At 65.9% G+C, this 12,993-nt stretch carries 9 protein-coding genes and 1 riboswitch; of the genes, 1 reads left to right on the top strand and 8 read right to left on the bottom strand.

The genetic code is table 11. From position 1 onward, the window contains the following. Positions 1 to 91: 91 nt before the first annotated feature. The 8 genes from BLS08_RS21475 to BLS08_RS21435 form a co-directional block, all read right to left on the bottom strand. Positions 92 to 340 (bottom strand): TonB-dependent receptor plug domain-containing protein, encoded by a 249-nt coding sequence (locus BLS08_RS21475; RefSeq protein ID WP_090337507.1) that lies wholly within the window; start codon positions 338 to 340, stop codon positions 92 to 94. Positions 341 to 410: 70 nt separating this feature from the next. Then, positions 411 to 625, bottom strand: a riboswitch (cobalamin riboswitch). A 184-nt stretch (positions 626 to 809) separates the two neighbouring features. Next, positions 810 to 3,059, bottom strand: coding sequence for a methyl-accepting chemotaxis protein (locus BLS08_RS21470; RefSeq protein WP_244155386.1), 2,250 nt, complete (start codon positions 3,057 to 3,059; stop codon positions 810 to 812). A 79-nt stretch (positions 3,060 to 3,138) separates the two neighbouring features. Continuing rightward, complete coding sequence (gene dxs, locus BLS08_RS21465) at positions 3,139 to 5,046, bottom strand: 1-deoxy-D-xylulose-5-phosphate synthase (protein WP_090337503.1); 1,908 nt, start codon at positions 5,044 to 5,046, stop codon at positions 3,139 to 3,141. An 82-nt stretch (positions 5,047 to 5,128) separates the two neighbouring features. Continuing rightward, positions 5,129 to 6,079, bottom strand: coding sequence for an alpha/beta fold hydrolase (locus BLS08_RS21460; RefSeq protein WP_090337501.1), 951 nt, complete (start codon positions 6,077 to 6,079; stop codon positions 5,129 to 5,131). Between the two features lie 180 nt (positions 6,080 to 6,259). Beyond that, complete coding sequence (locus BLS08_RS21455; RefSeq protein WP_090337499.1) at positions 6,260 to 9,532, bottom strand: carboxyl transferase domain-containing protein; 3,273 nt, start codon at positions 9,530 to 9,532, stop codon at positions 6,260 to 6,262. A gap of 149 nt (positions 9,533 to 9,681) precedes the next feature. After that, a complete protein-coding gene (locus BLS08_RS21450; RefSeq protein WP_090337497.1) occupies positions 9,682 to 10,569 on the bottom strand; it encodes a polyprenyl synthetase family protein in 888 nt (295 codons plus the stop codon). Further along, positions 10,566 to 10,808, bottom strand: a complete 243-nt coding sequence (locus BLS08_RS21445) for an exodeoxyribonuclease VII small subunit (protein WP_003463176.1) — start codon at positions 10,806 to 10,808, stop codon at positions 10,566 to 10,568. The genes BLS08_RS21450 and BLS08_RS21445 overlap by 4 nt, the downstream gene beginning before the upstream one ends. A gap of 281 nt (positions 10,809 to 11,089) precedes the next feature. Beyond that, on the bottom strand, positions 11,090 to 11,866 hold the full coding sequence (locus BLS08_RS21435) for a sulfite exporter TauE/SafE family protein (protein WP_003463174.1): 777 nt from the start codon (positions 11,864 to 11,866) through the stop codon (positions 11,090 to 11,092). A gap of 145 nt (positions 11,867 to 12,011) precedes the next feature. On the opposite strand from BLS08_RS21435, the gene pcaQ reads away from it, so the two are divergent. Continuing rightward, positions 12,012 to 12,941 carry a pca operon transcription factor PcaQ gene (gene pcaQ, locus BLS08_RS21430; protein WP_090337494.1) on the top strand — a complete coding sequence of 310 codons (930 nt, stop codon included), beginning with the start codon at positions 12,012 to 12,014 and terminating at the stop codon, positions 12,939 to 12,941. The last annotated feature ends 52 nt before the right edge of the window (positions 12,942 to 12,993 follow it).

Raw genomic sequence — 12,993 nt, 5'->3', positions numbered from 1 at the left:
ATTACGAAGCGCTGCTGCCGTGGAGTTGCTCGCCAGCGAGCGCATCCTGACAGACCCGCCACATCAGCAGTAGGTGGGGTTTATGGAGCAGTTACTTCTGCACCACCTGAACCCCGGGAACCCGGGCGAGCAATTCATTGACGCTGGCTGGGCGCAGGCGCTCGATATCAGCGCGGGTAAAGACGCTGACTGCCGAGCTGCTTTCGCTTCGCTTCTGGACGTCGCGGTTGGCGGTTATCAACGTGTCGTCGAGTTTCAGGGCGTCGTCGCGAGACGGTGTTTCGGCCAGAACAAGACTTGGTGCCAGGGCGATGGCCAGGGCCAGGCGTGACAGTTTCATTTTCTTTCCTCAAAGGTCGGCAGATGTTCGAGGAGGGCAGGCGGCGCTTGACCGTGTCGCCCTCCGCAACACCAGTCGCACCGCCTTGGCCGGTCTCCGGGCTCTCGACCCGCGTCCACCTTCCCAGGCTTGGCCCAGTGGCTGTTGGACGTGGCGCAAGCTCAGCGCTTGCCGTCGATTACCGTTGCGGGGGCAGCGTCGGGTTTGCTCAACACAAGCGCACCGACTTCCCGTTTAACAAGCTGTTGAAAAACTACCTGCGTTGCCATTGCTGCGTTAAAAACAGGCTCGGAATGCTCATTTACAGCTCGTAAACTCTGCTTCCTCGCCTGTTTTTGCCTTGCACTGGCAGCCTCGCCTACGTTTTTCAACGAGTTGTTAACACCGCTTGCGCAGCGCACCCTGGCGGAACATGAATGGCGCGCACCTTAGTGCGCGCGAGTATGAATGACAAGCAAGCCCCGCTCATTCAGCGATGAGTGGCGCTCATGCTCTGATCGGTCTTCATCCTGGGCGGCGCTTGCCAGCCGTGCTGGATCGTCGTGCGCTGATCAGGCGGAGGCTCCTGATGGCTGAGGCGGTTCGCCGTCTTGTGCAGATCGAGCACCAGTTGCGCCAGGACTTGTGCAGCTTGCAGGGTTTCATCTGCACTCTGGCTACTGCGTTCGGCGGCGCCAGTAATGGCCTGGGCCTGATCATTGACTGCATGCACCTGCGCCAGTTGGGATTGCATGCCCTGACTCAGTTGGCCAAGGCGGCTCTGCATCGCTTCCACTTCGTGCTGGATGCGCGCTAGGGCTGCGGTGGCTTCATCGGAACGCGTCACGCTGCGCTGCGCCGCTTCCTGGCAACTGTGCATGCTGCTCATGCTGTCCAGGGTCTGCTGGCGCACGCTGGCCAGGGTGGTGGTGATCTCTTCGGTCGCTTGCGCCGTGCGCTGCGCCAGGTTGCGTACTTCATCTGCCACCACCGCGAAGCCGCGGCCGCTGTCGCCGGCACGGGCGGCTTCGATCGCAGCGTTCAGGGCCAGCAGGTTGGTTTGCTCGGCGATGGCGTGGATCGCCTCGCTGATGTGCTGAATCTCTTCGGTCTGTCGATTCAGTGTCTGCAGGGATTGGCTGGACTGTTCGATGCACTCGGCCAGCTGGCTGACTTCCTCGGCATTCTGATTAACCGCAGCGCTGCCCTGGCGTGTCATGGCCAGGGCCTGTTGCGAGGCGCGTTCGCTGTCGAGGATGTGCGCGGTGGCCTGGCCGATGCTGTGGTTGACCTCGACCATCGCGCGGGCAGTGGAGGTCGCCGCGTTCTGTCCCTGGGTGGCACATTGACTGGCGTTGATGGCGGTGCGCGTAAGCCCTGTGGAGGTCTGTTGCAGGGCCGCACCGGCAGTGAGGATGCCCTGCATGGTGTGGTCCATCTTGTCGACGAAGCTGTTTACCCAGCCGGCCAGCGCGCCGGCCTCGTCACTGCCGAACAGTTCGGGAGCCAGGCGGTTGCTCAGTGGTGCGCCGCATTCGGCGGTTTCCAGGAAGAAGTCCGAGAGCGCCTGGAGCCTGCGCACGCGCGGACGCAGGCTCAAGCCCCAGTAACCGAACATCATGGCCGCTGTGGCGATCATGCCGGCCTGTACCGCGAACGCCGGTATCAGTTGCTGCAGTTGCCACTGCAGCAACCCCAAGGCCAGTAGACCAAGGAGCAGGTGGCTGGAAAGTGTGTAGCTGAGGCTACGCTGACGGTAAACCTCCTCCAGGTCGCCCTCGCACATCAGCCCCCAGGTATCGGGCGAGCCGGGCATCTGCAGCGTCAGTCCGGCGCCGATCACCGGGATGTGCCGGTAATCCGGGTAGCCTGGGTAAAGGGCGAAAAGGTTCCTGCCGTTGCGGATGGTTTCGCGCACCCCCGGGTGCAGCTCGCCCGTTGCAGGATCGGTGAAGCGCAGCTCGAACTCGGTGTGGTTCTGCACTCGAACGGTGCCGAAAGCGGTTTTTACGCCCTGTTTCAGGTTGTCGCCGCCGCTGAAGGTGTCGTCTTCGAAACGTGAGCGGGACAGGGCGGTGCCCGGGGCGATCTGCGGGTCATGACGGCTTTGCACCATGAACAGGTAGTTGTCACCCGAGTCGCGGTAGACGTGTCCGGCCTCGCGCTGGATCAGGTCGCTCAGCACGTCGTTGGGAATGCGTGCGCACAGGCAACCGACTACCTTGCCGGCATGGCGTAGCGGTTGATGGAACATCAGGGTAACGGCGTCATGGAACTTGGAGGTGGTCGCACCCAGTTGCCGGGTCACCGGGTCGATATAAGGACCGTGCAGGAAGGGCGCGGCCAGGCCGGCGGCGAGGGCCTTTGCATCGTGGCGCTGACCTGCGCGGGGTGCATGAGTGGAGGCGATAACGAGGCCACTGACGTCCACCACGAACAGCTCGGAGACTTCCGGCATGTGGCTGTGCGCTCTCTGCAGCTCGCTGTTGGCCGTGACGGGCCAGGCCTGCTGCAGGCCACTGGCGATCAGCTCGAGCTCTTGCCAGTGCTGGCGCGTCCAGCTGACCAGCAGATCGACACGGGTTTGCGCCAAGCCGGCGAAGGTTTTCTCGACTCGCGCCACCTGTCCGGCATTGAGCAGGCATGACCAGCGCATGGCCAGTTTGCCGGTTTTGCCGAACCAGGGCAGCCAGCGTCGTTCCTGTCCGGTGAAGTTCATCTGATGACTGCGTAACGACATGATGCGCCCCTGTCCGCTGCTCAATGCTGAGAGCGTAGCCCAAAAATTTTGCAATAATTGGGCCGGGCAGGGCGTCAGATCAGGGCTGTAGCTGGCTCAGGCGTTGGCGTACTGCGCGTTCGATACCGGCTTCGTCGAGGCCACATTCGGCGAGCATCTGGCTCGGTTTGGCGTGCTCGACGTAGTAGTCGGGCAAGCCCAGATGGAGCATTGGTACCTGGATGTTCTCGGCGGCGAAAAATTCGCTGACCGCGCTGCCGGCGCCGCCCATGATGCTGTTTTCTTCGATGCTCACCAGCAGCGCGTGGCTGCTTGCCAGTTCGCGCAGCAGGGCTTCGTCCAGCGGCTTGACGAAGCGCATGTCGACCACGGTGGCATCCAGTGTTTCACCCACGCGCAAGGCTTCGGCCAGTTGCACGCCGAAAGCCAGCAGGGCGACGCCCTTGCCCTGGCGGCGTACTACCGCCTTGCCGATCTCCAGCGGCTGCAGGCCAGCGTCGAGCGGTGCATTGGGGCCGGTGCCGCGCGGGTAGCGCACCGCTGCCGGGCCGTCGAACAGGTGGCCGGTGGTGAGCATGCGGCGCAGCTCGTTCTCGTCGCTTGGGGTCATCACCAGCATGCCGGGGATGCAGCGCAGGTAGGACAGATCGAAGCTGCCGGCGTGGGTCGGGCCGTCTTCGCCGACCAGGCCGGCGCGGTCGATGGCGAACAGCACGTCGAGGTGCTGCACGGCGACGTCGTGGATCAACTGGTCATAGGCGCGCTGAAGGAAGGTGGAGTAGATCGCCACCACCGGCTTGGCGCCTTCGCAGGCCATGCCGGCGGCCAGGGTCACGGCGTGCTGCTCGGCAATGGCGACGTCGAAGTAGCGCTCGGGGAAGCGCTCGCTGAAATCCACCAGATCCGAGCCTTCCTTCATCGCCGGGGTGATGCCAACCAGGCGGTTGTCAGCTGCGGCCATGTCGCACAGCCACTGACCGAACACGTTGGAGTATTTCGGGCCGCTTGGCCGCTTCGGGCTAGAGAGCGGCGCGGCGACCGGAGTCACCGGTTCCAGCTTGGTGATGGCGTGATAGCCGATGGGATCGGCCTCGGCCGGGGCGAAGCCCTTGCCCTTCTTGGTCACCACATGCAGGAACTGCGGGCCGTCGAGGTCGCGCATATTGCGCAGGGTGGCGAGCAGGGTGGGCAGGTCGTGGCCGTCGATGGGGCCGACGTAGTTCCAGCCCAGTTCCTCGAACAGGGTGCCGGGTACCAGCATGCCCTTGGCGTGTTCCTCGACCTTGCGCGCGATTTCCCAGGCGCCGGGCAGGCGCGAGAGGATCTTCTTGCTGCCCTCGCGCATGCTGGCGTAGGTGCGGCTGGAGATGATCTTGGCCAGGTAGTTGGACAGGCCGCCGACATTCTTGGAGATCGACATGTCGTTGTCGTTGAGGATCACCAGCATGTTGGCGCCGACGTCGGTGGCGTGGTTGAGCGCTTCGAAGGCCATGCCGGCGGTCAGTGCGCCGTCACCGATCACTGCCACGCTCTTGCGCTTCTCGCCCTTCAGGCGGGCGGCGATGGCCATGCCAAGGGCCGCGCTGATGCTGGTGCTGGAGTGGCCGACGCCGAAGGTGTCGTACTCGCTCTCGCTGCGCCGCGGGAAGGCGGCCAGGCCGTCTTTCTGGCGCAGCGTGCCCATGCGCTCGCGCCGGCCGGTGAGGATCTTGTGCGGGTAGGCCTGATGGCCGACGTCCCACACCAGGCGGTCATCGGGGGTGTCGAAGACGTAGTGCAGGGCGATGGTCAGCTCGATCACGCCGAGCCCGGCACCGAAGTGCCCGCCGCTCTGGCCAACGCTGTAGAGCAGGTACTGGCGCAGTTCGTCGGCGAGGGTTTCCAGGTCCGCTTCGGCCAGGCGGCGCAGTTCGTCGGGCGTGTTGGCGCTGTCGAGCAGCGGCGTCAACGGGCGCTCGCGGGGGATCTCGTGGAAAGTGGTCGGCATCAGGCGAATCGTTATAGGTGTAAAAGATGCGGCAGTTTACCTGATGCCAGGAAAACAGCCCAATCCGCTGACCACATCGGCGTTACCGGTAGTTTCGTGCGAGAAAATCCAGCAGCAGGGCGTTGACCCGCTCGCCGCATTCGGCCTGCAGCCAATGGCCGGCGCCGGGCAGGTCATGGCGTTCCAGGTGCGGCACCTTGTCGCCCATGCGTTTCAGCGTCGGCGCCTCGAAGCGGCCCACCGGATCATGCTCGCCGAGCAGGAATAGCGTTGGCTGCTCCACCTGAAGCTCGGCCAGGGCCTCGGTGCGTTGCCAGTTGCGCTCGAAGTTGCGGTACCAGTTCAGCGCGCCGCGAAAGCCATGGCGCTCGAAGGTGCGCAGGTAGTGGGTGAACATCGCCTCGCTGCACCAGGCCGGCAGTGGCAGGTCATCCGGCATGCCGTCGAACAGCCGCGCATCGGCCGGCTTGTCCGTCGCCAGCAGGGCATCGCCGAGGCCGCCGAGCAGCAGGCGCAGGCTGCGGCCAATGTCTTCGTCCAGCTCGGCCTCGGCCAGCCCCGGTTGCTGGAAATAGAGGATGTAGTGGAAGCGCCCGGCGTAGGCTTCGCGCATCATCTCGATGGCCGGGCGTTTCGGCCTGCCGCCGAAGGGCACTGACAACGCGCCGAGCGCCTTGACTCGCTGCGGCTCCAGTAGCGCCAGGTGCCAGGCCACTGGTGCGCCCCAGTCGTGGCCGACCACCGCCACCTCGCGCTGGCCGAGCTTGTCCATCGCCGCCTGGATATCGCCGCACAGGGTGAGCAGCTCATAGGCCGCCGGGTCGGCCGGCGCGCTGCTGGCGCCGTAGCCGCGCATCTCCGGGGCGAACACGCGGTAGCCGGCGGCGGCCAGCGTCTCGATCTGCGGATGCCAGGCGTACCAGCATTCGGGAAAGCCATGCAGCAGCCACACCGGCTTGCCGTACTCGGGGCCGGCGCTGTACAGGCTGAGTTCGATGCCGTTGACGGCGAGCAGGCGATGGTCGATGTGCATGGATAATTCCTTGGCTATGTCTGAGTTAAGTGTTGGGGGGGTAAAGGGCCGTAGGGTGGGCCGGGCGGCGCTCCGCTTCAGCCCACCACCGACGGTCAGCGTGGGCTAAAGCCCACCCTACAAGGCTCCGAACCTTCCCGGAACTGCTTGGCAACAGCTAACGCGGACATAGCCAATTCCTTACCAGGTGTCGACGAAGGGACGTTTCTTGCCATCGCGCCGGGGCGGGCGCGGCGCCGCATTGAGGCCGCGCAGCAGCCAGGCGCGGCTGTCGGCTGGGTCGATCACGGCGTCGATCTCCAGATAGCTGGCCATGTTCAGCGCCTTGCCGTTGTCGTAGGCCTTGGCCACCAGCTTGTCGAACAGCGCCTGGCGCGCGGCCTCGTCCGGCTGGGCCGCCAGCTCCTTGGCAAAGCCCAGGCGCACCGCGCCTTCGAGGCCCATGGCGCCGAACTCGCCACTGGGCCAGGCAGCGGTGAACAGCGGCGAGTGGAAGCTGCCCGCGGCCATGGCCTGGGCGCCGAGGCCGTAGCCCTTGCGCAGCACCAGGGTGAAGAAGGGCACCGTGAGGCTGGCGGCGGTGACGAACAGGCGCGAGACGTGGCGCACCGTGGCTTGTTTCTCCGCGTCCGGGCCGACCATGAATCCGGGGGTGTCGCACAGCGAGACGATGGGCAGGTCATGCGCCTCGCACAGTTGCAGGAAGCGCGCGGCCTTGTCGCCGGCCACGGCATCGATGGCGCCACCCAGGTGCACGGGGTTGTTGGCGATCAGCCCGAACGGCTTGCCCTCGATGCGAATCAGCGCGGTGATCAGGCCGGGTGCGAACTGGCGGCGCAGTTCCAGCACGCTACCGTGATCGGCGAGCAGCTCGATCACCTTGCGGATGTCGTACACGCGCAGGCGGTTTTCCGGGATCACCTGGCGCAACTCGCGGCTATCGCTGCATTGCCAGCCGGGTAACGAGCCTTGGAAATAGCCCAGGTATTGCTTGGCCACGGCAACCGCTGCGGTTTCGTCCTCCACCAGCACGTCGATCACCCCGTTGGGGCCTTGCACGCTGGTCGGGCCGACCTGCTCGGGGGTGAAACTGCCGAGGCCGCCACCTTCGATCATCGCCGGGCCGGCCATGCCGATGGTCGCGTTCCTCGTTGCGATGATCACGTCGCAGCAACCAAGCAGCGCGGCGTTGCCGGCGAAGCAGCGGCCGGAGACCACGCCCACGGTCGGCACCAGACCGGAGAGTTTGGCCATGGCCACGAAGGTATGACAGTCCAGCCCGGCTACGCCGACGAAGTCGGTATCGCCCGGGCGGCCGCCGCCGCCTTCGGCGAACAGCACCACCGGCAGGCGCCATTGCTCGGCCAGGGCCAGCATGCGGTCGGTCTTCTTGTGGTTCATCACGCCCTGAGTACCGGCGAACACCGTGTAGTCGTAGGCGATGGCCATGCAGCGCGCGGCCTCGGCGCCGAAACTCGCGGCGTTCACCGTGCCGATTCCGGCGACCAGGCCGTCGGCCGGGCTCAGCTCCAGCAGCTCCTCGGGCGAACGCCGACGGCGCTGGGCGGCCAGGGCCATGGCGCCGTATTCGATAAAGCTGTCTGCATCGAGCAAGTCCGCCAGGTTTTCCCGCACGGTGCGCTGGCCGGTCTTGCGCCTTTTCGCCACGGCCTCGGGGCGACCCGCATCGGTCAGGCGCGCGTGGCGTTCCAGTACCTCGGCCAGATCGGCGCGGATATGCGCCAGGTCGACTGCCTGCTCGCCGTGGGCGTCGAGGCCATCCACCTCGGCTGGCTCCAGGAATGCCAGCGCCTGGCCCTCACCGATGGCGTCACCGGGGGCCACGGCCAACGCACGGACGATGCCGCTGTGCTCGGCCTTGACCTCGAACTCCATTTTCATTGCTTCCAGCACGGCGATGCGCTGGCCAGTGGCTACGGCATCGCCCTCGGCTACCTCCAGGCTGACCAGCACGCCAGCGTTGGGGGCGCTCAGGGCCAAGGTGCCGGGCGGTGCATCGACAGTGGCCTTGGCGCTATGCAGCGAGGCGTCAGTGGCGAAGTAGCGGTGCGGGTGGGCCTGTGCGCGGGCTGCCAGCAGGGCGTCCAGTTGGCGTTCGACGTAGGTGGTGTCGACCTGATTGGCGATCACCGCCTCGCAGTGCAGCAGGTTCTGCAGCAGGTGCAGGTTGCTCGCCACGCCGTCGAGGCGGAACTCGCACAGCCCCCGATAGGCACGGCGCAGGGCACCGGGGTAGTCACCGGCGCTGGCGATCAGCTTGGCGATCAGCGAATCGTAGGCCGGGCTGACGGTGTAGCCGGCATAGCCGCAGCCATCCACACGCAGGCCGGGGCCGCTGGGCGGCTGGTAAGCGCTGAGCACGCCGCTGGCCGGGCGCGTCGTACCGTCGGCGAGCAGGGTTTCCAGATTCAGGCGCACCTGCACGGCATAACCGTTGGTCGCGGGCGGTGTGAGCAGCTTCAGTTCGGCCAGGCTGCTGCCGGCGGCCAGGTGCAGTTGCGTGTGCAGCAGGTCGACACCGGTGACCTGCTCGGTGACGGTGTGCTCCACCTGCACGCGCGGATTGGCCTCCATGAAGTAGAAGCGTCCTGGTTGGTCGAGGTCGAGGAGGAACTCGAAGGTGCCGATGCCGCGATACTGCACCTCGGCGGCCAGGCGCAGGGCGCTGGCGATGATCGCGTCACGGGTAACCACATCCAGATCGGGGCTGGGCGCGATCTCCACCAGCTTCTGATGGCGGCGCTGCAGGCTGCAGTCGCGCTCCCACAGGTGGCTGACTGCGCCACTGCCGTCGCCGAGTACCTGCACTTCGATATGCCGGGCGCGGCGCACGCGCTTTTCCACGTACAACGCGCCACTGCCAAAGGCGCCCTGGGCCTCGGAGGCGCAACGGGCAAAGGCCTCGGCCAGTTGCGCCGGCTCGTCCACTGCACGCATACCGCGCCCGCCACCGCCGGCCAGGGCCTTGAGCATCACGCTGCCGTGTTCGGCGAGAAAGGCCTTGGCCTGCTCTGGCGTCACCGCCTGGTTGATACCGGGCACCAGTGGTACGTCGCAGCGCTCGGCGAGATCACGGGCGGCGGCCTTGTCGCCGAACAGCTGCAGGGTTTCCGGCGTCGGGCCGACGAAGGTCAGCCGGGCAGCCTGGCAACGGCGGGCGAACTCGGCGTTCTCGGCGAGAAAACCGTAGCCGGGGTGGATGGCTGCACAGCCCTGTTCACGGGCGATGCCAATGAGCTGATCCATATCCAGATAGGCCGCCGGGCCGCGTCCCGCCAGCGCCACGGCCTGATCTGCCTTGCGCGTGTGCAGGCAGGCGCTGTCGTCCTCGGCGTACACAGCGACGCTGCGGATACCGAGGTCGGCGCAGGCCTGGGCGATACGAATGGCGATCTCGCCGCGGTTGGCGATCAGCAGGGCGGGGAAGGGCATGGCGGCTCCGGACGTCTTGTCGTTATGGAGCCATCTTAGGAGGCTGGTCGCGTGGGTAAAGCAAGCCTTATGCGGCGATCATGCGGTCATAGATGACAATGATGGAGCGGGGCGGCTATCGCGGCTGAAGCCGCCCCCACAACAGCGGCCTAGCTGCGTCGTTCGACTATGTAGCGCGCCAGCTCGCGCAGCGGTTCGGCGCTGTTGCCGAACGGGCGCAGCACGTGCAGGGCCTGGTCGCGCAGCTCCAGTGCGTAGTCCTTGGCCGCGTCGAGGCCAAGCAGGGCGGGGTAGGTGGGCTTGTCGTGGGCTTCGTCCTTGCCCTGGGTCTTGCCCAGGGTGGCGGTATCGCTCTCCACGTCGAGGATGTCGTCCTGCACCTGGAAGGCCAGGCCGATGGCGCGGGCGTATTGCAACAGGGCCTTGTGCGCCAGTTCGTCGGTGTTGCCACTGGCCAGGGCGCCGAGCGCCACGCTGGCTTCGATCAGCGCGCCGGTCTTGTGCCGGTGCATCACTTCCAGCGCCTGCTGGTCGAGTTGCAGGCCGACCGAGCCAAGGTCGATGGCTTGACCGCCGACCATGCCGGCCGGGCCTGCAGCCTGGCTCAGCAACTCGATCATCTGCAGGCGCGTCTCGGCATCCTGCGGATTGCGCCGGTGGTCGGCGAGCACTTCGAAGGCCAGGCTTTGCAGACCATCGCCAGCAAGGATGGCACTGGCTTCGTCGAAGGCCTTGTGGGTGGTCGGCTGACCGCGACGCAGGTCGTCATCGTCCATCGCCGGCAGATCGTCGTGCACCAGCGAGTAGGCATGGATCAGCTCCACCGCACAGGCAGCGCCATCGGCACGTTCGAGATCACCTTCGAGAGCCTCGCAAGCGGCGTAGACCAGCAGCGGGCGCACGCGCTTGCCGCCGTTCATCACGCTGTAGCGCATGGCCTGGTAGAGGCGTTCGAGCTCTGTGCGTGGAGCTTGAAACAGCGCTTCCAGTGCAGTGTCGACGCGACTCTGGCAGCGCTTCTGATACGCCGCAATCATGCGGGCTCGTCCGTGTCGAAGGGGGCGGGCTGCAACTCACCGTCGCGCTCGAGCAGAATCTGCACCTTCTGCTCGGCCTGGGCCAGGGCGGCCTGACATTCACGGGTCAGGCCGATGCCCTGCTCGAAAGCAGTCAGCGAGTCTTCCAGCGACAGCTCGCCGCTCTCCAGGCGCTCGACCAGCGTCTGCAGTTCGGCGAGGGAGTGTTCGAAGTCGGGGGCGGCTTTCTTGCGGGCCATGGTGGCTGGTCTCGGGAAGCGTAGAATCGGGCGCGACACTAGCAGAGGCGCGCTTCTCGGGCAAATCAGCGGGTTTTGGAGGCGCAGAGCCGCGCGCCTGGGGAATGTCGATTCAACGCGATCGTTCGTAGGAGCCCCGACTCGGGGCGAAGCTTTTCAAATGCGCGGCGCCTTGATTCGCGGCGGGGCGCTGCTCCTACACATTCGATACGTTGACGCCTGACTGAGTGGCATCAGGCGTGCTCGGACACTGTCCGGTCTATTTTTCGCAGGGCTGGTTTTTACGCGGAGAAGTAGGTGCTCCAGAAGTAGTACAGGGTCATCGTGCTGCCGACCAGGATGACGAAGCAGCGCAGCAACGCAGGCGCTAGTTTCTCGCCCAGTGCGCCGCCGACATAACCGCCGATGGTGGCGCCGGTAAGCAGGATGGCCAGCTCGTACCAGCTGACCCGGCCGGCGATGACGAAGGTCAGTGTGGCGATGCTGTAGATGACTGCCGAAATCAGGTTCTTCAGGGCGTTGGCGCGGGCCAGCGGGTGGCCTTCGATGGAGAACGCGGCGAGCTGCAGAATACCCATGCCGGCGCCGAAGTAACCGCCGTAGATCGAAACGCCGATATGCGCGCCCAGCGACAGTGGCGTATGCGGCGGATGTGCGGATGCCTTGTTCTTGCGCCGCTCGGCCAGCCAGCGTCCCAGCCATGGGCTGGCGGCGAACAGTGCAGTGGCGGCCAGCAACAGCCAGGGGATCAGCACGCGGAACACATCGTCGCCTCCGGCCAGCAGCAACAGACCGCCGAGCAGGCCGCCGGCCAGACCGGCCAGCAGCAGTGGAAGCAGATAACGACCCAGCGGCCGCAATGAGGCGCGCGCTGCCCAGGCACCGGCCAGGCTGGCCGGCCACAGGGCCACTGCGTTGGTGGCATTGGCCGTCACCGGTGGCAGGCCGGCGGCGAGCAGGGCCGGGAAGGAAAAGAAGGTGCCGCCGCCAGCCAGGGCGTTCATGCCCCCAGCGGCGAAACCGGCGAGGGCCAGCAGCAGTAGATCGAACAGAGACATCGGGCAGGCTCGCACAAAAAAGGTGCAGCATAGAGCTGACCCTTCGGTCAGCCAAGTGCGACTAAAGTGACGAACCTGCCAATTGTCGTCTGTGCCAGGCCTATGCTTTGCGGCATCATCGCAGCACCTGTATTCGGTACCCGCGATGAACATCGACACCCGTATCAAATTCCGCCACCTGCTGTGCTTTCTCGAAATCGCTCGCCAGCGCAGCTTCGCCAAGGCAGCCGATGCCCTTGCGGTCAGCCAGCCGGCGATCTCCAAGACGCTCAAGGAGCTGGAGGAGATCCTCGAGGCCAGCCTGTTCGAGCGGGGCAGGAACGGGGTGAGTCTGACCGCTGCCGGGGTGGCCTTCATGCGTTACGCCGGCCCCTGCGTGCAGGCGTTGCGGGATGGTGTGAACAGCCTGCGCGAAGGCGAGCACGAGGCTGGGCAGGTGCGCGTGGGCGTGCTCTCTACCGTCGAGAGCCTGCTGATTCCCGAGGTGGTGCGGCGCCTGCATCAGCGCCACTCGGCGCTGGTGGTCAGTGTTGCTACCGGGCCGGGCGCCTACCTGCTTGGTCAGTTGCGCGTTGGCGAGCTGGACCTGGTGGTCGGGCGCATGACCGACAGCCCGGACATCCAGGGCCTGACCTTCGAGCACCTGTACAGCGAGTCGATGAGCCTGGTGGTGCGCCCCGGTCACCCGCTACTGGCCGCCGGCGCCGCCGCGCTGGGACAGCTTGGCGATTACCCGCTGGTGCTGCCGACGGCAGGTACCACCATCCGCAAGCATGCCGACAGCCTGTTCGTGCAGTGCGGGGTGACGCCCTCGCGGCAGCGCCTGGAAACCCTGTCGCCGGCGCTGAGTCGGCGCTACGTGCTGTCCGGCGATGCGCTGTGGGTGGCGCCGCAGGACGCGGTGTGCCTGGACGTACAGCGTGGCGAGCTGGTCGAGCTGCAGTTGGGTGTGCAGGAACCGGGTGGCTCGGTGGGTATCTGCCGCAACAGCGCGCTGGCCCTGCCGCTGGCCGCCGAGCAATTCTGCGCGGCGCTGCGTGAGGTGGCCGAAGCCTACCGCGAAGGGCTTTTTTAATAACCATTTGGTTATGGATAGGCGGCGTCTTTTCAATATTCCCCGCGTCTGC

Origin of the sequence: Ectopseudomonas chengduensis, from assembly GCF_900102635.1 — a bacterium.
GTDB lineage: Bacteria > Pseudomonadota > Gammaproteobacteria > Pseudomonadales > Pseudomonadaceae > Aquipseudomonas > Aquipseudomonas chengduensis.
This window is presented reverse-complemented; position numbering and strand designations above follow the sequence as displayed.

What these genes read in the sequence shown, in the direction of transcription:
- BLS08_RS21470 (WP_244155386.1), bottom strand. Translation starts at nt 3,059, where the DNA reads ATGTCGTTACGCAGTCATCAGATGAACTTCACCGGACAGGAACGACGC.
- BLS08_RS21455 (WP_090337499.1), bottom strand. Translation starts at nt 9,532, where the DNA reads ATGCCCTTCCCCGCCCTGCTGATCGCCAACCGCGGCGAGATCGCCATT.
- BLS08_RS21460 (WP_090337501.1), bottom strand. Translation starts at nt 6,079, where the DNA reads ATGCACATCGACCATCGCCTGCTCGCCGTCAACGGCATCGAACTCAGC.
- BLS08_RS21445 (WP_003463176.1), bottom strand. Translation starts at nt 10,808, where the DNA reads ATGGCCCGCAAGAAAGCCGCCCCCGACTTCGAACACTCCCTCGCCGAA.
- BLS08_RS21450 (WP_090337497.1), bottom strand. Translation starts at nt 10,569, where the DNA reads ATGATTGCGGCGTATCAGAAGCGCTGCCAGAGTCGCGTCGACACTGCA.
- BLS08_RS21435 (WP_003463174.1), bottom strand. Translation starts at nt 11,866, where the DNA reads ATGTCTCTGTTCGATCTACTGCTGCTGGCCCTCGCCGGTTTCGCCGCT.
- pcaQ (WP_090337494.1), top strand. Translation starts at nt 12,012, where the DNA reads ATGAACATCGACACCCGTATCAAATTCCGCCACCTGCTGTGCTTTCTC.
- dxs (WP_090337503.1), bottom strand. Translation starts at nt 5,046, where the DNA reads ATGCCGACCACTTTCCACGAGATCCCCCGCGAGCGCCCGTTGACGCCG.
- BLS08_RS21475 (WP_090337507.1), bottom strand. Translation starts at nt 340, where the DNA reads ATGAAACTGTCACGCCTGGCCCTGGCCATCGCCCTGGCACCAAGTCTT.